Origin of the sequence: Superficieibacter sp. HKU1 (assembly GCF_029319185.1) — a bacterium.
Lineage (GTDB): Bacteria > Pseudomonadota > Gammaproteobacteria > Enterobacterales > Enterobacteriaceae > Superficieibacter.
On the sequence record NZ_CP119754.1, the window covers coordinates 3,851,018 to 3,871,749 of the forward strand.

Genomic DNA, 20,732 nt, shown 5'->3' on the forward strand with positions numbered 1-20,732 from the left:
CCTTCTGTTCGTAACAGCCCCTTCACTCAGTGTTATTTCCCGAGCCTGACACTTTTCAGACGCAACGCATTCACAATGACGCTGACGGAGGAAAGAGCCATGGCCGCCGCCGCAATAACTGGCGACAGCAGTATTCCATACACAGGATAAAGCAGACCTGCAGCCACAGGCACGCCAAGTGCGTTGTAGATAAATGCAAAAAACAGATTCTGTCGGATATTTTTCATGGTGATTTCTGACAGATGACGGGCCCTGTTCAGTATCATCAAGTCGCCTTTGAGAAGGGTGACTCCGGCACTTTCAATTGCCACATCTGTACCCGTTCCCATGGCTATACCCACGTCAGCCGCTGCCAGCGCCGGGGCATCATTCACACCGTCTCCGGCCATCGCAACCACATGGCCAGACGCTTTCAGTCGGGTTATCACTGCTTTTTTGCCATCCGGCAGAATCCCGGCTTCAACCTCATCTATTCCCAGTTTCCGTGCGACTGCTTCAGCGGTAAGCTGGTTATCCCCGGTGAGCATAACGATGCGGATCCCCGCCTGACGCAAAGCTTTAAGCGCATCCGGCGTGGTTGCTTTCACGGGATCCGAGATAGCTATCAGGCCTGCAAGGTGCCCGTCTGTGGCCACATAGATAACGGTAGCGCCTTCCATCCGCAACGTATCCGCAACGGCCTTTTGATTATCAATAACGATACTGTTTTCCTGCATAGCCAGTTCATTACCAATAACAACCCGTTGACCTTCGACATCGCCTGAGACACCTTTACCCGACGGCGCATTGAAATGAGTGACTGCGGGTATTGCGATCCCCTTTTCCTGTGCTGCTTTAACTACTGCCATACCCAGCGGATGCTGCGAGCCTTTTTCCACTGCGGCCGTTACACGCAAAAGAGATGTTTCCCCACCCGGATTGAGACTGATAATCCCTGTCACCGTCGGCGAACCTTCCGTGAGCGTGCCTGTTTTGTCGACAACCAGCGTGTCCACTTTTTCAAGACGCTCAAGGGCTTCGGCATTCTTGATTAACACCCCGGCCTGGGCTCCTTTGCCCACCCCCACCATTATCGACATCGGCGTGGCCAGCCCCAGCGCGCAGGGACAGGCAATAATCAGGACCGACACAGCCGCAATGAGACCGTGCGCCATCCTGGGCTCGGGCCCCCAGACAGACCAGATCATGAAAGCAACAACCGCGATAAGTATCACCAGAGGAACAAACCAGCCTGAAACGCTGTCAGCCATTCTCTGGATGGGGGCCCGCGAACGCTGTGCATCAGCGACCATCTGAACAATTCGTGAGAGCATCGTTTCATCACCGACTTTCTCTGCACGGATGATAAGACTACCTGTCTGATTAATGGTCCCCCCGATGACAGGGTCACCCTCCGTTTTGGTAACAGGCATAGATTCCCCGGTCACCATCGATTCATCAACGGTTGTTTTGCCTTCGACCACGATACCGTCGACCGGAATACTCTCTCCAGGTCTGATGCGGAGCTTATCGCCAGGCAGGACATCTTCCGCATTAATATCCGTTTCATGACCGTCTTGATCCAGCCGCCTGGCGGTTTTGGGGGCAAGGTTAAGAAGCGCAGTAATGGCACCTGAGGTTTGTTCCCTTGCCCGCAATTCAAGGACCTGTCCCAGCAGAACAAGCACCGTAATAACAGCTGCGGCTTCAAAATAAATGGCCACCAGGCCATCCATGTTTCTGAACGATGCAGGAAACCAGGAGGGGAAGACGGTTGCAATGACGCTGTAAACCCAGGCTACGCCGGTCCCCATTGCAACAAGGGTAAACATATTCAGGGAGCGGTTACGTAACGACATTCCGGCCCGGGCGAAGAATGGCCAGCCACACCACAAAACGACAGGAGAGGCCAGAAGTAACTGCAGCCATGTGTTGTACTGTGGCGGTACTGTATTCCTCAAAGCGGGAAACAGATGAGAACCCATTTCGAGTATCAGAACCGGAAACGCCAGCAACAACCCCAGCCAGAAGCGTCTTGTCATGTCGCGAAGTTCATCACTCGTCCCCGTGGATGCCGTAGCTACGAGCGGCTCCAGTGCCATTCCACAGACAGGACAGCTTCCGGGACCACTACGGCGTATCTCCGGATGCATCGGACATGTCCACACACCTTCAGAAATCTCTTTCTCCGCCTGGCGGTGAGACTGTTTTATCTTATCAGGGCTGACTTCATGGTGGTCGTGGTGATGGTGATGTTCACTGGCATCTTCGGTAAAATAATGATCGGGATGGGCTTTAAATTTGCTCTCACAGCTGGCGGAGCAGAAATAAAGCTGATGGTCCTGGTATCGAATGCTGCTGTGCGCCTTGTCAGGCAGGATGACCATCCCGCACACGGGATCTCTCACCTTATGCAATGCGTGACTCTCGTCCGGGGATGATGTCTGCTCAGAAGCAGTCTGGTTGTTATGTTCCACTGCATTGTCATTTTTCACAGTAACTCTCCTTATGCATATCTGAAGCATTTTCTGTCTTCAGGATATGTCATGGATGCGATTACCACGAATGCCGCCGGCATAAGAGTGCCTGCTGCCGGCGTCCCGTTATCAGCCGTTCCGCTGACTATTCGATTCGCTGGAAGACTTTTTTACTGCCCTCCGGTGAGAATGCGATAACATCGTAAGCCTCTTTTCGGGCCCCCATCTCCATTCCCGGACTTCCTGCTGGCATACCGGGGGTGGCGAGACCGTATATACCCGAACCAGACTGCATGGCCTTATGTATCGTTGCCGCAGGCACATGGCCTTCAATGATCAAATTACCTACAACCGCGGTATGACAACTTCGTAGTCCAGCAGGAACAGCATGCTTTTCTTTCAGGGCTGACAGCGCCTGATCATTCATGACGTGAGTTCGCACTTCGAACCCGTCTTTTTCCATCGCTTTGCCCCACAGGGAACAACAGCCACAGTTTTCAGATTTGTACATATCAATGACTTTTTCACTCGCCATTGCAGGCAGTGACAGGCCGAGAGCCAGGGCCATTAGAACCACTTTTTTCATACTCACCTCTGTATATTATCGATATAAACCCTGACGTCAGGGTGAATCAGTGCAGAAGGACGCCCACTGGGGGCGCCCTTTCAGGGTTATGACACGCTTTTTTTATGTCTGCGCAGCCAGATTAATTTGTAGGCGGCAGGAATAATGAACAGGGACAGCAGCGGAGCCGTGATCATCCCACCAATCATTGGCGCAGCAATACGGCTCATGACTTCTGAACCTGCGCCGGTTCCCCAGAGTATTGGCAGCAGACCCGCAATGATCACCGCCACGGTCATGGCTTTCGGCCGGACACGCAGTACGGCACCATGATAGAGGGCTTCATCAAGACCTTCCGGTGTGAACGTCTCTTTACGGGACAATTCCGGGTGCGCTTCAATGGCATGACGCAGATACATCAGCATGACCACGCCAAACTCTGCTGCCACCCCGGCCAGGGCGATAAACCCGGTTCCGGTCGCCACTGACATATGGAAGCCCTGCCAGTACAGGAACCATATTCCGCCAACCAGGGCGAACGGCAGGCTCATCAGGATCAGCAGGGCTTCGTCAACCCGGCGGAATGCCAGATACAACAGGATGAAAATGATCATCACCGTCATCGGCACCATCAGCTTCAGTTTCTTGTTGGCATGCTCAAGCAGTTCAAACTGTCCGGAGAATGCCACACTGGTTCCCGGTCTCAGTTTCACTTTCTCGCTGATGGCCGTCTTAATGTCGTTAACCACCGACACCATGTCCCTGCCGCGGGCATCAACATAAATCCAGCTGGCTGGCCGGGCATTTTCGGTTTTCAGCATGGTTGGTCCAGAAACGACGTTAATATCCGCGACATCGCCCAGCGTGATCTGCTGCTTCATCGGGGTCAGGATCGGCATCTGTTTCAGCGCCTGCGGACTGTTCCGGTAATCCTGCGGGTAGCGAATGTTAATAGGGTACCGGGCCACCCCTTCAACCGTCTCACCCACCATAGCACCTCCGATTGCTGAAGAGACGAACAGCTGGACATCACCTACCGTCATCCCGTAGCGGGAGGCTTTCTCCCGGTTGATATCGATATCGATGTAGCGCCCGCCCTCAAGTCGCTCAGCCAGGACAGACACCACGCCAGGCACGGTTTTGGCTACCGCCTCGATACTCTGCGCCGTCGCGTCGATATCGGACAGAACAGTCCCGGACACTTTGATACCTATCGGGCTTTTGATCCCGGTTGAGAGCATATCAATACGGTTACGGATAGGCGGCACCCAGAGGTTTGCCAGACCCGGTAAACGGACTGTCCTGTCGAGTTCATCAATAATCTTGTCAATTGTCATGCCGGGACGCCACTGATCCTCAGGTTTGAGCTGGATCGTGGTTTCCACCATTTCGAGCGGCGCGGAATCCGTTGCGGTCTCTGCTTTACCGGTCTTGCCAAATACAGAAGCCACTTCAGGAACGCTTTTGATTAACTTGTCTGTTGTCTGCAGGAGCGCTGCAGCTTCTGCCGGAGAGACGCCAGGCAAGGTCGACGGCATATACAGCAGATCGCCCTCGTTAATCTTCGGCAGAAATTCACCGCCCACCTGACTCAGTGGCCAGATAACCGTGAAAATGGACAAGGCCGCAACCAGCAGGGTTGTTTTTGGCCAGTGGAGGACCCGCAGCAGCAAAGGATGATACGCTTTGATCAGCACCCGGTTCAGGGGGTTACTTGTCTCGGCAGGAATTTTCCCCCGGATCCAGAATCCCATCAGAATAGGAATGACGATGATGGCCAGTGCGGCCGCTCCCGCCATGGAGTACGTTTTCGTGAATGCCAGCGGGCCAAACAGACGACCTTCCTGCCCTTCCAGGGTAAAGATAGGAATAAAGGACAGGGTGATGATCAGCAGGCTAATGAACAACGCGGGTCCCACTTCCACGGAGGCGTCGGTAATCACCTTCCAGCGGGTGGCGTTGTCAATCTGCTCACCCGGATGCTGATGATCCCACTCCTCAAGCCGTTTGTGCGCATTTTCAATCATCACAATGGCGGCATCCACCATCGCACCGACGGCAATCGCTATCCCTCCCAGCGACATGATATTGGCGTTCAGTCCCTGGAAGTGCATGACGATAAAGGCGATACACAGGCCAAGCGGCAGAGAGATAATCGCCACCAGGGCAGAACGTACGTGCCACAGGAACAGAGCACAGACGATGGCCACCACGATAAACTCTTCCAGAAGTTTGGAACTGAGGTTATCAATCGCCCGGTCGATTAACTGGCTGCGATCGTAGGTGGTCACGATTTCAACGCCTTCCGGCAGGCTGGCCTTCAGCGTCTCCAGTTTATCCCTCACTGCCGTGATAACGTCGCGCGCATTTTTACCCGACCGCAGGATCACCACGCCGCCAGCGACTTCTCCCTGGCCGTTCAGCTCGGCAATACCACGCCTCATTTCGGGCCCGGTCTGCACGCGGGCAACATCCCGCAGATAAACCGGCACGCCGTTCTCACCTGTTTTCAGGACGATGTTATTAAAATCATCAATGCTCTGAAGATAACCGCTGGCACGGACCATATACTCCGCTTCGGCCATTTCAACGGATGAGCCACCGGCCTCCTGGTTAGACGATTCAAGTGCCTGTTTCACTTCGGGCAGGCTGATACCGTACTGGGACAGTTTTACCGGATTGACCTGAATCTGGTACTGTTTCACCACGCCGCCAACCGAAGCGACCTCAGCCACGTTCGGGATGGTTTTCAGCTCAAATTTCAGGAACCAGTCCTGCAGAGAGCGCAGTTCTGAAAGGTCGTGTTTTCCGTTGCGATCGACAAGGGCATATTCAAATATCCAGCCCACTCCCGTGGCGTCCGGGCCGATTTCAGAGCTCACACCCGCAGGCAGTTTGCCCTGAACCTGATTCAGGTATTCCAGCACGCGCGAACGGGCCCAGTACAGATCGGTGCCGTCTTCAAAAATGACATACACATACGAATCACCGAACTGTGAAAAGCCACGCACGGTTTTTGCGCCAGGTACGGACAGCATGGTGGTGGTAAGCGGATAGGTGACCTGGTTTTCTACAATCTGCGGGGCCTGTCCGGGATAGCTGGTTTTAATAATGACCTGCACATCTGACAGGTCAGGCAGCGCATCGACCGGCGTGTTAATTATCGTCCATGTGCCCCAGATGCTGAGAAACAGTGCGCCCATCATGACCAGGAAACGGTTGGCGACAGAGCGCCGGATAATCCATTCAATCATCGTCGTCTCCTCAGTGCCCTGAATGCATATTTACAGGCTGCTCAGACATTGCTGGCATACTGTTTTCTGTTTTTTCAGGGTGGCGCATACGTTCCAGCGCGCCCGTAATATTGGCTTCGGAGTCAATGAGGAACAGGCCACTGACCACCACGGTATCGCCTTCATTCAGGCCGGAGCCAATGCCGGACTGTTGCTGTGATTCATGCAGAACGTGGATCTGTTTCGGCACAAACTTGCCTTCATCATCAACAGTAATCACGCGCTGTTCTTTGCCGGTATCGATAACGGCCTGGCTTGGTATCAGCAGCATCTCCTGGCTCTTGGTATTCAGTTTCAGATAGGCATTCATGCCCGGCTTGAGAAACTCATCCTTATTAGAAACCTGGAGACGGACCTGAAGCGTACGGGTTGTCTGATCCACGCTGGGAAGAATGTTCCATTTTTCGACATGGAATGTTTTATCCGGATAAGCCGGTACCGAAATTTCAAACTGCGACGTATCTTTCAGCAGATATGCGATAGATTCTGGCACTGCAGCGCTGATCCAGACCGGGTCCATCCCCTGAATCTGAGCCACTACTTTATCTTTCGAAATATTCATTCCGGTGCGCAGGTCAAACGCAGTAATGACACCATCAATAGGTGCTTTAATGGTAAAACGGGTCTGGATTGTGCGGGTTGAACGCAGCCTTTGAATATCCTCTTCCGGCATACCAGCTAGACGAAGTCGCTCCAGAACCCCTTTTATCTGGGTTGACGTACCGCCTGTACCGGATAACAGCAGGAACTCACTTTGTGCCTCAACCCATTCAGGAATGGTGATATCGATAAGCGGAGTGCCTTTCTTCACATGATCGCCAATCGTCAGGGGATACACTTTTTCGACGAAACCGTCAGAGCGCGCCTGCACAATGACAAACTGATACTCGTTGTAACTGACATTAGCCGGGATTGTCTGAGAATAATTCAGCATTCCTCGCGTGACTTTTTGCGTTTTTAATCCCAGATTCTGAACCTGCGTTGGATCGATACGGATCCCGCCACTGCTTTTATCGCCGCTTTCATCAGCATATTTTGGCACCAGGTCCATATCCATAAAGGGAGATTTTCCGGGTTTATCAAATTTGGTATCCGGTTTCATCGGGTCATACCAGAAAAGTACCTTTCGCTCCGGTGCCTTTTGTTCGGTTTGTACTGTTTTTTGTGATGAGTTTACATACTGCCAGGCAGTAACCGATATCAGCCCTCCTGCTATGAGGCTGCTGATAATTATTGCAGCATATTTTATCTTTAAAGAAGCCATACAATTTCTCGCTGAAAAATCAAAACACCTGGCATATGCGCCCGATCATTCATTCACAGTAATCCCTTAATGAATGTTCAGGCGCACTGGATGTATTCGCTCCGGACTGATAATCAGGATTGCGTAACGTTAATGCTTTTGAGTAAGGAGATATTGCCCTGCTGAATAAACGAGAAATCGACATGGTTGCCGGTTTTCAGGGCATTGATAGCGTCGTCTGCATTAACAAAAGTGAAGCGCATGGTCATTGCAGGCCAGCCCACAGCAGGGATTGCTTCGTGCGAAATGGTAATCTTTTTACTATTCATATCAATGTCTTTAACGACACCGGTGCCCTTGATAACCTGCTGTACCGAAGCATCACTGGCAGCATTCATATCGCCATGCTGATGTGTTTCAGCATGAAGACCGGCAGAAAACATGACAGAGAAGGCACCAAATAAAACGGCTTTAAGTGAATTACGCATTTTTAATTTCCTGATTAATTAAATAAATTTACTCTACCCAACCGCCACCCAGCGCGGTAAACAGATTAATTTCGTTAACCTGTCGGGAATAGGTAAGATCGAGAATGGTTTGCTGCGTAGCGAAGAGGGAACGTTCTGCATCCAGCACTTCGATGTAACTGACAGCACCACTTGCATATAATCCTCTGGCACGCTGGAGAGTTATCTGAAGTGAATCAAGATAACGCTGCTGTGACTCAAGTTGCTGGCTAAGGCTGTCGCGCAGCGCAAGCGTGTCGGAAACATCCTTAAAGGCTGACTGAATTTTTTGTTCGTAATTAACCACCGATTGTTGCTGGCGAATTTCAGCCAGCTTCAGATTGGCTTTATTCCTGCCAGCATTAAAAATAGGAATTTCAATTTTAGGGATAAAATTCCACATTCCACTTCCTGACGTAAACAGGCTTGACAGCTCCGTACTGCTTGCGGAAAGACCACTGGTCAGGGTAATGGAGGGGAAAAAGGCCGCTCGCGCTGCGCCAATATTGGCATCAGCCGCTTTCAGCTGATATTCCGCTTCCATAATATCCGGTCGCTGCAGCAAAATTTGTGAAGATAGATTTGGTGGCAATTTTACTGGTGCGATCTCCCCGCCTTTCATCCCTTTTTCTGACGGAAGTGCGCGGTACGTTCCCAGCACCAGTTGCAGGGCATTGTTTGCCTGAGCCAGATCGCCTTCTCGTTTGGCTATTTCGGCGCGGGTACTTTCGATTTGTCCTCTCGCCTGTTCAAGTGCCAGAACGTTCGTACTCCCGGTCACGAGCTGTTGCTCAACGAAAGCATAGGACTGTTCATAATTTTTCAGCGTTTCCCGCGCAATACGGAGTTGTTCGTACGCCAGTTGCTGGCTGAAATAGCTCTGTGAAACGTTGGAGACCAGCAGGATGTGTACGGCCCGACGGGCTTCTTCGCTGGCAAAGTAGTTCTGGCGGTCAGCATCACTCATGTTCTTAAGTTTGCCGAAAAAATCGAGCTCATAGCTGAGCTCCAGTCTCGCGTCGTACTCCTGTGTGGTCGGCTTGTCACCTTTCAGACCACCGCTGTATGTTATCCCGGATGAGGCATTCAGCTGGGGGTAACGATCTGCATCCGTGACGTTGAACTGGGCTCGGGCCTCTTCAACCTTCAGGGCAGCCATTCTCAAATCACGGTTATTAGTCAGAGCTTCACCGATCAACCGGGTAACCTGGGGATCGACAAAAAAGTTACGCCAGCCCGTATCCTGATAGCCATTTACCGCTGGCGTCAGGCTGTTATGGGACAGTGAAAACTGCTGGGGTACCGGTGCTGCGGGCCGCTGATATTCAGGCGCAAGCGACACGCAGCCTGCCAGGATGAATATCGTGCTAATGCTGAGTAATTTTAATTTGAACATAACGCTTCTCGTCCAGGCAGACCTGGTAAATGGTTCAAATGAAGTCCAGAGTATTGATAGGGGTACTTTACCTAACGCTCTCTGTTTGCCGAGTGACAGGATAATGACAATGTTGTCATTTTTGCTGTAATCCGTTGATAACGATCGTGGGCGCAATAGAATGACATTAGCAGCCAGCCGGGGAGCAAGATGAAAATATTGATCGTCGAAGACGAAATTAAAACAGGTGAATATCTCAGCAAAGGGCTTACAGAGGCAGGGTTCGTAGTGGATCACGCTGATAATGGTCTTACCGGATATCATCTCGCCATGACAGCCGAGTATGATTTAGTCATTCTGGATATCATGCTACCTGATGTGAACGGCTGGGATATCATCCGCATGCTGCGCACTGCCGGAAAGGGTATGCCGGTCTTACTGCTGACAGCCCTCGGCACGATCGAACATAGGGTCAAAGGACTGGAACTGGGTGCGGACGATTATCTGGTTAAACCCTTTGCGTTTGCCGAACTGCTCGCCCGGGTGAGAACCCTTCTGAGGCGGGGAAACACGATGATCACGGAAAGCCAGTTTAAGGTGGCTGACCTCTCGATTGATCTCGTATCCAGAAAAGTCAGTCGCGCCGGAAACCGCATTGTGCTCACCAGTAAAGAGTTCAGCCTGCTGGAATTCTTCATTCGCCATCAGGGAGAGGTTCTTCCCCGCTCCCTGATTGCCTCTCAGGTCTGGGACATGAATTTTGACAGCGACACTAATGCGATCGATGTCGCAGTAAAGCGACTCCGCGCTAAAATAGACAACGATTACGAGACAAAGCTGATCCAGACAGTCCGGGGCGTGGGCTACATGCTGGAGGTCCCGGATGCATAGCAAACCTTCCAGACGCCCTTTCTCACTCGCTCTGCGGCTGACCTTTTTTATCAGCCTGTCCACGATACTGGCTTTTATCGCCTTCACCTGGTTTATGCTGCATTCTGTTGAAAATCATTTTGCCGAGCAGGATGTCAGCGATCTTCAACAAATCAGCACCACACTGAACCGTATACTGCAGTCCCCGGTGGATCCGGATGATAAAAAAATAAGCAAAATAAAGGAATCAATTGCCAGCTACCGCAACGTTGCCCTTTTGCTCCTCAATCCCAGGGGTGAAGTGCTCTTTAGCTCAGCTCAGGGGGCGGCACTACGCCCGGCAGTGAATTCAGCAGATTTTAGCGAGCACAGCCGCGCACGGGATGTCTTTCTCTGGACGGTGGAGGATCCTGCGGGACCGATGGATACCGGGTCCGAAATGAAGATGGAAACATACAGGATTATCGCCTCCTCTGGTCAGGCGATATTTCAGGGCAAACAGCAGAACTATGTCATGCTGACTGGCCTATCCATTAATTTCCATCTCCATTACCTCGATGCGCTGAAAAAGAACCTGATTGCGATTGCCGTCGTGATAAGCCTGTTGATTGTTCTGATCATTCGAATCGCTGTCCGTCAGGGGCACCTGCCCCTTCGTAATGTCAGCAATGCCATTAAAAACATCACCTCCGAGAATCTTGATGCGCGACTGGAACCGACACGCGTTCCCATTGAGCTGGAGCAACTGGTTATCTCGTTCAATCATATGATTGGAAAGATTGAGGATGTCTTTACCCGCCAGGCCAATTTCTCTGCCGATATCGCGCATGAGATCAGAACGCCCATCACCAATCTGGTGACGCAGACTGAAATCGCACTGAGTCAGGATCGAACACAGAGGGAACTTGAGGATGTCCTCTATTCCAGTCTTGAAGAGTATAACCGGATGACCAAAATGGTCAGCGATATGCTGTTCCTGGCACAGGCAGATAATAATCAGCTGATACCTGACAGGGTCATGTTTGACCTCAGAGCGGAAGTCATGAAAGTCTTCGAGTTTTTCGAAGCCTGGGCCGAAGAACGCAATATCACGCTCAAATTTAACGGGATGCCCTGTCTGGTCGAGGGAGATCCACAAATGTTTAGAAGAGCGATCAATAATCTGTTATCCAATGCCCTGCGTTATACCCCTGAGGGACAGGCAATCACCGTCTCAATAAGAAAACAGGGGAGCTTTTTTGACCTTGTGATTGAAAATCCGGGGAAACCAATCCCTGAAGAGCATTTATCAAGGCTGTTTGACCGTTTTTATCGGGTGGATCCGTCCAGACAACGAAAAGGAGAAGGCAGCGGCATCGGTCTTGCGATTGTGAAGTCAATCGTGGAAGCACATCACGGAAGAGTGCATGTGGAATCGGATATACGCTCGACACGTTTTATTTTATCCGTACCCAGACTGGAGAAAATGATTCCGGATCCCCAACACTGAGAATAAAGATTTAAATGACAAAGATGTCATTAGCCTGTCATGCAGCAAACAGAAGCCATTCGATATAATTAGTGCAACTTATCAGGAAGGCTGGATTGCTTCATCAATACCCGGCGTCAGAGTACGCCAGGAATGAATATCCAGCCATCTCCCGGAGAAATAAGAACTGCCGAACCTGTTTAAGTTATGAAACTGAAAACACCGGTTGTACTTCCCCGGACATCATTAATTGAGAAATGGAGAGTTATCATGAAAAATATCGTATTAGCATCTTTGCTGGGCTTTGGTTTAATTTCTTCGGCCTGGGCCACTGAAACCGTGAATATCCATGAGCGCGTCAACAATGCACAGGCCCCTGCTCACCAGATGCAGTCTGCTGCGGCTCCTGTCGGGATCCAGGGGACTGCTCCCCGTATGACCGGTATGGACCAGCATGAACAGGCCATTATTGCTCATGAAACCATGACGAACGGATCGGCAGATGCGCACCAGAAAATGGTGGAAAGTCATCAGAAGATGATGGGAAATAACACAGTATCCACGACCGTCCCTTCAACGTCTTACGCGGCGATGGATGAGCATGAAAGAGCAGCGGTTGCCCATGAATTCATGAATAACGGTCAGTCCGGCCCACATCAGGCCATGGCCGAAGCGCACCGCCGCATGATCAATGTAGGCTGAATGCGACTGTAGTATCCGTGCTTTTTACCCTTTCCTTGATAGATTATTCCTTAACCGGATATGTTGTGACATTTTTGCCCCCATCAGGGGGCTTTTTTATATGACTCAGCTACAATTAACCGGTACCTACCTGAAAAGGATTTATTAAATGAAAATCAAAAACACCCTTTTTGTTATATTAATGTTATCCCTGCCAGCAATTTCTGCCGAACATTCGGAAATGAAAATGTCAGATATGCACTCATCGGCATCGTCACAGGAATATATGGCTGGCATGAAAGACATGCATGAAAAAATGATGGCCGCCGTTAATGAGCCCGATCCCGATAAGGCCTTTGCAAAAGGTATGATCGCACACCATGAAGGAGCAATAGCAATGGCTGAGACCGAGCTTAAATACGGAAAAGATCCCGAAATGAGAAAGCTTGCGCAGGACATCATTAAAGCTCAGAAAGGTGAAATCGAGCAGATGAATAAATGGCTTGGCAGTCAAAAATAAAGATTGCAAAAACGCCATGATAAGCGTAATTTTAAATCACTCCCGGGCACGGGATCCTGTTAAACGTTAAATAATTAAAACCCGATTAATTTCGGGTTTTTTATATTCTATACTCCGGTCCTTTGCTGTGGACCGGAATATATGCAGCTGCGATTATTTTAACACATTATCTCGTCATGGAAATAATGTCGCTCAGGATCTCAATCAGTTCAATTCTTTCCTGCGTTCCGTCATGATAGGTTGATCTTGAGATTATTCTTTCCGCTGTCATCTGGGGCCAGAATTTATCAAGCACATTATCGGGTTTCATTCCCACAGCCCGGCCGATTATTTTTTTAGCGTCACAGGTGTCCGTAAACGTGACTGCTACACCGGTAATTTCTTCGATCAGATCCGGGCAGAGATAGTTCTCTATTTCACGTTTGCGCGTGGCGAAGAATACCTTACCGGCTTCCTCCACTTCTTTTTTACGTTTCTGAATGGACAGAACCTGTGCAGGGTCTCCCCCAATATCGGAGTCCAGAAATACGCACCAGGGAAGCCCCAGATCGTTGGCCAGATTTAAGGTAACCCAGTGTTTGACGCTCCCGCATCCTCCTATGAGGACTGGCACAATTTTCACGTCCTCAAGAGAGGCTGGCAGCACACCTGATTGTTTAAATGAACTGGCCGCATGCCTCAGGAAAGTGACATCCGACTTTCCTTCTACCAGAACAATGCCTTTAGCCCTTTCCATACCAGTCTCTGGCAACACCCCCAGGCTTTCAGTTGCTTCCTTCAGCACATCGTCATCCGGCATTTTTACAACGGGTTCACCTGTCTCATTTCTGGTGACATAACGTACTGAATCGCCACGGATAATCTAGACACTTCCGAGCCGTTGATAATACTGTTTTTCATATTCTGTCGGTGACATCTGTTCGCTAGAACCATGCCGACGCTTACTGTTATAAAACATTTCGATGTAATCAAAAATATCACTGCGGGCTTCTTCTCGCGTTCCGTAGATCTTTTTCTTTATCCGTTCACGTTTCAACAACTGGAAAAAACTTTCTGCAACCGCATTATCATGGCAGTTACCGCGACGGCTCATGCTACCCTCCAGGCCGTGTGATTTCAGGAACGACTGCCACTCATGGCTTGTGTACTGACTGCCCTGATCCGAATGAACCAGCACCTGTTTTTCGGGATTACGCCGCCATACAGCCATCAGCAGTGCGTTCAGGACAATGTCCTTTGTCATCCGGGATTGCATGGACCAGCCGATAATTTTGCGTGAGAACAGATCAACAACAACGGCAAGATACAGCCAGCCTTCGTGGGTCCTGATGTAGGTTATGTCCGTTACCCAACGCTCATCAGGAGCATCCGGATTGAACTGTCGCTGGAGCCTGTTGGGTGACACGATACTGGCCTCGCCTTTACGTGCCCGCGGGCTTCGGTATCCGACCTGAGCCTTTATTCCGACACGTTTCATCAGTCTCCAGACTCTGTTTACTCCGCACTGTTGCCCGCTGTCACGCAGATCCAGATGGATTTTGCGATAACCATAGACGCATCCCAATTCCAGCCAGAACTGTTTAATCTGTCCTGTCAGTCTCAGGTCTGCCTGATGGCGTTGTGAATGCGGCTGCTGAAGCCAGGCGTAAAAACCACTGGGATGAACATCCAGCACCCGACAGAGCAGGCGAACAGGCCAGCAACAGGAGTTGTCACGGATAAAGGCGTACCTCAGTCGGACAGCTTTGCGAAGTACGCCGCAGCTTTTTTTAATATGTCCCGTTCGTCGGTAACCCGTTTCAGCTCTTTCTGGAGACGGCGGATCTCGGCCTGAGCATCTGACTGTTCTTTATTAGTGGAAGAATCCGGACCGTACTTCTTTATCCAGGCATAAAGGCTGTGGGTGGTGATATCGAGACGTGTTGCAACGCTGGCAACAGAATAACCGCGATCAACAACCTGTTTGACTGCTTCAGTTTTAAACTCTTCGGGATAACGCTTACCGCTCATGGGCACCTCTCTTTAAGCCATCTTAAATGACTCTGAGGTGTCTGTTAAACCCATGGCGATTCAATATCCGTTTCCAGAGGTTAAACGGATTTACCACCCGAAGGTATCCTCTCTCAGGCTGCGAGGATTTTCCGGTCACCCGAAGGTGTTTCTCTCAGACCGGTAAAACGTTGGCTGGCAGTCACCCGAAGGCGCTCCTCTCAGACTGCCGGAGCATTAGCTGGTTGCATGTAGCAACAAGTAAGCCTGTCTATTTTCAGAGCAAATAGTGATTATGTCAACCTGGGTATCAAATGGGTATACCTGTTAAAGACCACCCTATTTATTGGTAGAATATGAATAAGTTACCATTCAAATGATACTGATTGGGATGTAACTATTTTAACGCTACCGCCGGAGGGGCTTTTTAATATTTTCCTTCAACTTAGGAAAGTGGTTGGGGAAACGTAATTTAGTCAAATAATAGCCTGATATACATAAACATATTACCATTGAAAAACACACTGTAACGTTATGCTTTTGTACCTTTGGCCTTCAAACTCTGCTACTAAATAAAAGAAAAAACAAGAACTTAACCCACAATCATTTTAATTTCTACTAAAAATTTGCTAGTCAGACTGGGTTCTCGACCCTACAACGCTTTTTTTCATCATTTTTCGCTTAATTCTGAAAAAAGCCTTTTTGAAAGGCGTGATGTAGGAATTTTTTATACCAGCATAATTTTCATATTTTTCACCATTAACTCCGAAAGTTAAGTTTTTTTCGTGGGAAGGTTGTAGCTGGGTTTTGAATATTTTATCCCAGAATGCAAAAATAAATCCAAAGTTTATATCAAAGTGTTTTTTGTCACTACTGTGGTGCAATTGGTGATATGCAGGGCTAATAAATATGCTTCTGATAACTTTAGGGTAGCGCAGAAAAATTCTTGAATGCTGAAGATTGAGTCCAAGAAAAAGAAGAATGAACATAAATACATTCTGTCCCGCAAATAATATGTAAGCATGGGAAGAATCAAAAAAGTAACCTACAATACCGGAGTAAGTACCAGAGAATAAACTCACCATCAGAATAAAGCAGCATTGATTTACCGGGTGAGAGCGATATGCAGTCAGGGGATTCAGCTCTTCCGCAATGTGATGTATTTTATGGAATTCCCATAAAAACAATACTTTATGGGAAAGATAGTGTTCAAGGAAAACCGCAAAATCAAAGACCAACAAAGATAATAACGTAAGAATTATACTCAGGAAAATCCCAGGAGAATATTTCTGAGTAGGCATTCCAATATATGAAAGAAAATGGATCACTTCCCCGCGAAATAAAAAAGCAGCGCCGATAACAAAACTATAGATAAATCCTAAAAATATCTTATCAAAGATAAAGAGCTTCAGGTCATCTTTTACTGACCTGGAACTAAAACTATGAGCACCAATAACCGCTTTTAGGGCAGACAGAAGGTTAGCGCTACGCGATGAGTAAGCGTAAAAAAGAACTGCTATTATCAGGGCCGAAACGAGATAGCCAATAAAAAGACCATCTGAGGGTTTAAAAAAAACACTGGCGCGATCATAAAGAGGAATAATAAAATTTTCATACATCCAAATCATGAAGTTTTTAGCCATACTTTTTAGACCTATATAAATGTCTCAGAAGTGTGAATTTTCAATTGCACGAATGAGTTCCATCGTTCTCATACACTCTGACTGTAGCAGCTTAAGTTGAGGGTGCTCAGGATTGTCTATAAATTCGGCAAGATATTTTAACATGCTGATATGTTGTTTTTCCCGGATGTTAATAATTATTTCCTTTTTATCAATTAAAGGCTTCATGCCCCACTCGACCTGTACCCGCATATCTTGCAGCAGAGTTCCATACACAAAGGAGCCGCTGTAAGGCATAACGAAATCGTTAATGATCAATCGCCCTTTAGAGCCGGAGATCTCACATTTCTGTTGAACAACAAAATCCGTATATGAAGCATTGGCCATAAAAACAATACCGGTATCAGTGTTACCAATGGCGCTCATATCGACGATAACATTATTGCCGTCACGCAACAGGAGAGAATGTATTTTGTTGATATTACCGCATGGGATGAATTTGCTGATTATCCTTAACGGATACCAGCCGAGGTCACCTGCCACCCCGTACGGCTCGAGCATGGGATCGTATTTTATCTGACCTATGTTTTTATCAGGCCATGAAAAACTTGCATGGATTTTGTTTACACTTCCAACATATTCATTCAATAGATCATCAAGCTTCTTATACCAGAGAGTATGAATGTAATGCGTAGCATCTATCCATACCAGATGCCTGGAACTGGCTTTATCCAGCAGAGTCTGCATGGACTCGGTGGATGGGAAAGGTTTTTCAATCAATGCATGTTTATTGAATTCGAGACATAACTTCAGCAGGTTCTCTTTCTCAGATGTCGGTGTAGCAATATAGACGACGTCCAGCTCATCATCAGAAAAAAAATCTTCTCTAAGAGTAAACCCTTTGTTACGGCTGATGCCGAATTTGAGACAGAATTTTTCAGATGATGCAGCCGATCTTGACAGAATAGAATGTAACTTAACTCCCGCCTCTGAACAACTTTCGGCAATGATACCAGCCATCATGCCAGTCCCGACAATTCCTAACTTAACCATAATAACACCTGTAATCTATAGGCTCTGATACTTTAACAATGAAAACAGTACCTTCCGGAATAATAATTTCACTATTTGGAAGGGCGGGTAAGACATCATTACCAATGATAAAACAAGCAGCTCCGCTCAAAATATTAAAACGCTCTTTTTTTTCAGCAAGCCATTTGAATTCCCCAGCAGCCATAAATCCCATAGTGACTTTAGTTCTATTTTGATAAAAATCACGCAGTACTACCTTTCCGTCAAAGAAAATATGTGTACTGTCAAATTCAAATGATTCAGACATAATCTTTTACCAACCTTTTAATGTATGGATCATCAACATCCAGCTTAGTCCTGAGAGGGCTTGTTATAACCTCTGGAACAGGATCGAAACCAAGATGCTCTCTCTTATCGAATCGTAAGCCTAGACTTCTTGTATAGCACAGAATAAGCTGAAGCCTGTTATCATATGGGCAGGCCTCACGCCAGTGCTCTAATTTTTTCCCGTCAAGAACAAGACCATCCCCACGATTCATGTTATAAGCTCTTCCATCAACATAAATACTCCATTCATTCATTTCTCGGGGATGTATACCAATCGATATAATGTAATCGACAGAATTTCTGTCTTTGTGTTTCGGTAAAACATATCCTTTCTTATAGTTCCAGAGAAAAGAATAACTTGGATAAACAGTTTCACCTACATGAGAGGACATTTCATCACAATAATAACTTAGTAAAGCCTCTCCATAAGGTACCGCATAGTACATATGTGCATCTTTACTATCTGTATTGCCTTTAAGATGTTTCAGGTTTTCTGAAATCCCAAGATAATGATAAAAGATGTCCACCTCACGTTCGGTTATGACTGAGGGCAAAATTTTGACTCCAGAAAACATTTATTTGTCCTCCATAATTTTATTAATGAAATTATCGTGTCTGGCCTGAACGCGACTTTCAATGATTTCTCCGGGGATTCGACTTATTTTAGAAAGCCAGGCTATACCATCTGGGTTAACGTGAAGAATTTTTTTAAAAGTCGTTAAATGATCATGAACCATTTCCTTTTTAGCGGGCTTACTCTTAATTAGTTGTCGGAAATAATTTATACCAAGCTGGACATGTCTTGCCTCATCATTCATTGCGCCTTTGTAGATTTTCCCAATTAAGCTACCTTCACCAAAAGCGTGAATAAAAAGATTAAACTGTTCAAGTGCACCATTTTCTAGGAAAACATGGCTCAAGAATGTTTCATCAAAAGTGTTTAGTTTATGAAAGTGATCAAGATAAAGCTCACGTGTTTTGGACAAATCAAGTATATAACCATTGGCTAATATGGCATAGCGTGAGAATAATTCAGCATGTCTTGCTTCGTCATTTACTGCCTGAGCAAGACCTATCTTCAGTGAAAAATCAGTCGCCTGAAGCATCAGTTCAGCTGCATTCTCCATTCCGATGAGTTCGACGTGGGAGGATAAACTGGCCACTGTGACAGCGTCTTCTTTCAGATCATCAGGAAAATCGTCGTTGACAGCCTTTCCCCAATCAAGCCCAATATCCCAGGTCTGTTTCGTCTTCCCTTTTTGGTATAATGCATAATGCTTATCTTCAAGAAAATTTATTTCACTCATTTTTGGTTGGTTGTTCATTCGTATTTATCCTCAGTTTAGATGAATAGATATTTAATGACATAACTAAAAGAAGAGCTAAAAGAATTATACTTGTTATCCTGAAAGTTATTTCAAGTGAAAGAACGTTCGCAATATACCCACCGACAAGGGGCATAGTGATTGCTACTACGGAAGATATCATCTGTATTGTGCCAGTGGCCTTACCTACATTTTTAAAACCAATGATCTCCCGAACGCCATAACGTATAGAAAAAAAAGTCACACCAGATGAAATACCGATCAGGATGATACATCCGTAGTAAACATATACAGATACCATGTCTCCACTCACAAAACCGAAAATCGCAAAGGAGAATGTGTTAATCATGACCGATGTTGTCAATATCACTACGGATGTAAGTTTTTTATTCAATAGTGAGGCAAACTTCGTACCAATAACCCCACCTATTCCAAGTAGAGAAATTATTAATCCGATACTATTTTCGTTCTCACCGATGTTTTTAAAAAACAAACCTAACATATCATTGCTTAAAAAAAACGCAAAATTCGCTATGGTGTAACCAGAAACTAGATAAAAAAGGTTTTTGTTTTTCTTCATCGATGCTGCAAAGGAGAATTTTTTTTCCTCATATACATTTTTCTTTTCCCCAGTATGTTCTTCTTTTTTATTTAACCTAAGTGATACAAGTTCACATATCAGGCTTGAAACATTTAGAGATGACGAAAATAAAATTACTTCCCATAAACCGAAAGAGTTATACAAGGCCACTACCGCGACCGGAACCAGTATGCGACTAAAATTGATAAGATATCCATAGATCTCATAGAACCTTTTAGATTCGTCGTCATTTTCGTTAAGTTTCACATTCGATATGCTCAATCCACAACGAACGGTTGTTTTAATAAATGCTATAGCAAGCAGTCCATAAACACTCCCAGTTAGAACAAAAACAGGGGTCACAAAACTGTTTACTATGAAAAAAAAAGACCGCCATTGATGAGTCTGTCCGTTATCAAGTAATTTACCGAAGAAACTACTTGAAAAAAGGAATGGCAAAGCGAAGCATGCTCCGAGCAGCCCCATTTCACTAGGCGTTGCCTCATAAAGATAAATTGCCACAATACTCAGCAGCGCATAATCAAGATAAGTATCAAGCTCGTTAGCCCCGATACTAATGTATTTCAGCATAATTAGTTCCTTACGATGCGGGTAAACAGGCATAAGGATATCCCTTATGCCTGTTCTTTTCTTTAATTAAACTGCCAGCGGTTGATAATCCATAAATCCTCCTTCATCAAAGTGGTTCATTGAATTGGACTACCTGCAGGGAATTTAAACATAACAACACACATAAAAAGATGTAAATATAAAATTTGCAATTTGTTATTCAAATGTAAATCTTAAGTAAAAAATTTAATATATAATTTGCTTAAAAAACAAACATTTAAATCCACATAAACTGCAAGGGATTAAGATT

17 protein-coding genes and 1 pseudogene are annotated in these 20,732 nt (G+C 47.0%); 4 read left to right on the forward strand and 14 right to left on the reverse strand.

Features of this window, described 5'->3' with window-relative positions:
• Nucleotides 1–32: 32 nt before the first annotated feature.
• From silP to silC, 6 genes are all read right to left on the reverse strand, one after another.
• On the reverse strand, nt 33–2,504 hold the full coding sequence (silP, locus tag P0H77_RS18265; protein WP_129244003.1) for an Ag(+)-translocating P-type ATPase SilP: 2,472 nt from the start codon (nt 2,502–2,504) through the stop codon (nt 33–35).
• A gap of 97 nt (nt 2,505–2,601) precedes the next feature.
• Entirely contained in the window at nt 2,602–3,042 is a 441-nt protein-coding gene (locus P0H77_RS18270) for a DUF411 domain-containing protein (protein ID WP_002436620.1), read from the reverse strand.
• 86 nt (nt 3,043–3,128) lie between these two features.
• Nucleotides 3,129–6,275: a Cu(+)/Ag(+) efflux RND transporter permease subunit SilA gene (silA, locus tag P0H77_RS18275; protein WP_000574021.1), complete on the reverse strand. Its 3,147-nt coding sequence runs from the start codon at nt 6,273–6,275 to the stop codon at nt 3,129–3,131.
• Nucleotides 6,276–6,285: 10 nt separating this feature from the next.
• Nucleotides 6,286–7,578: a Cu(+)/Ag(+) efflux RND transporter periplasmic adaptor subunit SilB gene (gene silB, locus P0H77_RS18280; RefSeq protein WP_001485328.1), complete on the reverse strand. Its 1,293-nt coding sequence runs from the start codon at nt 7,576–7,578 to the stop codon at nt 6,286–6,288.
• Nucleotides 7,579–7,691: 113 nt separating this feature from the next.
• Nucleotides 7,692–8,045, reverse strand: coding sequence for a cation efflux system protein CusF (gene cusF, locus P0H77_RS18285; RefSeq protein ID WP_001246153.1), 354 nt, complete (start codon nt 8,043–8,045; stop codon nt 7,692–7,694).
• Between the two features lie 28 nt (nt 8,046–8,073).
• Entirely contained in the window at nt 8,074–9,459 is a 1,386-nt protein-coding gene (gene silC, locus P0H77_RS18290) for a Cu(+)/Ag(+) efflux RND transporter outer membrane channel SilC (protein ID WP_000475503.1), read from the reverse strand.
• A 189-nt stretch (nt 9,460–9,648) separates the two neighbouring features.
• Here silC and silR point away from each other — a divergent pair, with 189 nt between their 5' ends.
• The 4 genes from silR (at nt 9,649) to P0H77_RS18310 (ending at nt 12,977) form a co-directional block, all read left to right on the forward strand.
• On the forward strand, nt 9,649–10,329 hold the full coding sequence (gene silR / locus P0H77_RS18295) for a copper/silver response regulator transcription factor SilR (RefSeq protein ID WP_000697968.1): 681 nt from the start codon (nt 9,649–9,651) through the stop codon (nt 10,327–10,329).
• Nucleotides 10,322–11,797, forward strand: coding sequence for a copper/silver sensor histidine kinase SilS (silS, locus tag P0H77_RS18300; RefSeq protein WP_000555738.1), 1,476 nt, complete (start codon nt 10,322–10,324; stop codon nt 11,795–11,797). Before silR ends, silS begins: the two co-directional genes overlap by 8 nt.
• Before the next feature lie 249 nt (nt 11,798–12,046).
• A complete protein-coding gene (gene silE / locus P0H77_RS18305) occupies nt 12,047–12,478 on the forward strand; it encodes a silver-binding protein SilE (protein ID WP_006785880.1) in 432 nt (143 codons plus the stop codon).
• Between the two features lie 148 nt (nt 12,479–12,626).
• A complete protein-coding gene (locus P0H77_RS18310) occupies nt 12,627–12,977 on the forward strand; it encodes a DUF305 domain-containing protein (RefSeq protein WP_006785879.1) in 351 nt (116 codons plus the stop codon).
• Between the two features lie 166 nt (nt 12,978–13,143).
• On the opposite strand, the pseudogene P0H77_RS18315 reads toward P0H77_RS18310, so the two are convergent.
• From P0H77_RS18315 to P0H77_RS18350, 8 genes and pseudogenes are all read right to left on the reverse strand, one after another.
• Nucleotides 13,144–13,821, reverse strand: a pseudogene (locus P0H77_RS18315) (TOPRIM nucleotidyl transferase/hydrolase domain-containing protein); the annotation flags it as partial.
• 18 nt (nt 13,822–13,839) lie between these two features.
• Nucleotides 13,840–14,987 (reverse strand): IS3 family transposase gene (locus P0H77_RS18320; protein WP_087464944.1). Its coding sequence is split into 2 segments (ribosomal slippage): nt 13,840–14,738 and nt 14,738–14,987, totalling 1,149 coding nucleotides; the frame shifts between segments, so codons are not numbered across the junction.
• 608 nt (nt 14,988–15,595) lie between these two features.
• Nucleotides 15,596–16,609, reverse strand: a complete 1,014-nt coding sequence (locus tag P0H77_RS18325) for a sterol desaturase family protein (RefSeq protein ID WP_081764435.1) — start codon at nt 16,607–16,609, stop codon at nt 15,596–15,598.
• Nucleotides 16,610–16,633: 24 nt separating this feature from the next.
• Entirely contained in the window at nt 16,634–17,641 is a 1,008-nt protein-coding gene (locus P0H77_RS18330) for a Gfo/Idh/MocA family oxidoreductase (RefSeq protein ID WP_276158673.1), read from the reverse strand.
• Nucleotides 17,634–17,927, reverse strand: coding sequence for a pyrimidine/purine nucleoside phosphorylase (locus P0H77_RS18335; protein ID WP_276158674.1), 294 nt, complete (start codon nt 17,925–17,927; stop codon nt 17,634–17,636). Before P0H77_RS18335 ends, P0H77_RS18330 begins: the two co-directional genes overlap by 8 nt.
• Nucleotides 17,920–18,522: a hypothetical protein gene (locus P0H77_RS18340; protein WP_276158675.1), complete on the reverse strand. Its 603-nt coding sequence runs from the start codon at nt 18,520–18,522 to the stop codon at nt 17,920–17,922. The genes P0H77_RS18335 and P0H77_RS18340 overlap by 8 nt, the downstream gene beginning before the upstream one ends.
• A complete protein-coding gene (locus P0H77_RS18345; RefSeq protein WP_276158676.1) occupies nt 18,523–19,272 on the reverse strand; it encodes a ferritin-like domain-containing protein in 750 nt (249 codons plus the stop codon).
• Complete coding sequence (locus P0H77_RS18350) at nt 19,247–20,443, reverse strand: MFS transporter (RefSeq protein ID WP_276158677.1); 1,197 nt, start codon at nt 20,441–20,443, stop codon at nt 19,247–19,249. Before P0H77_RS18350 ends, P0H77_RS18345 begins: the two co-directional genes overlap by 26 nt.
• Nucleotides 20,444–20,732 lie beyond the last annotated feature (289 nt).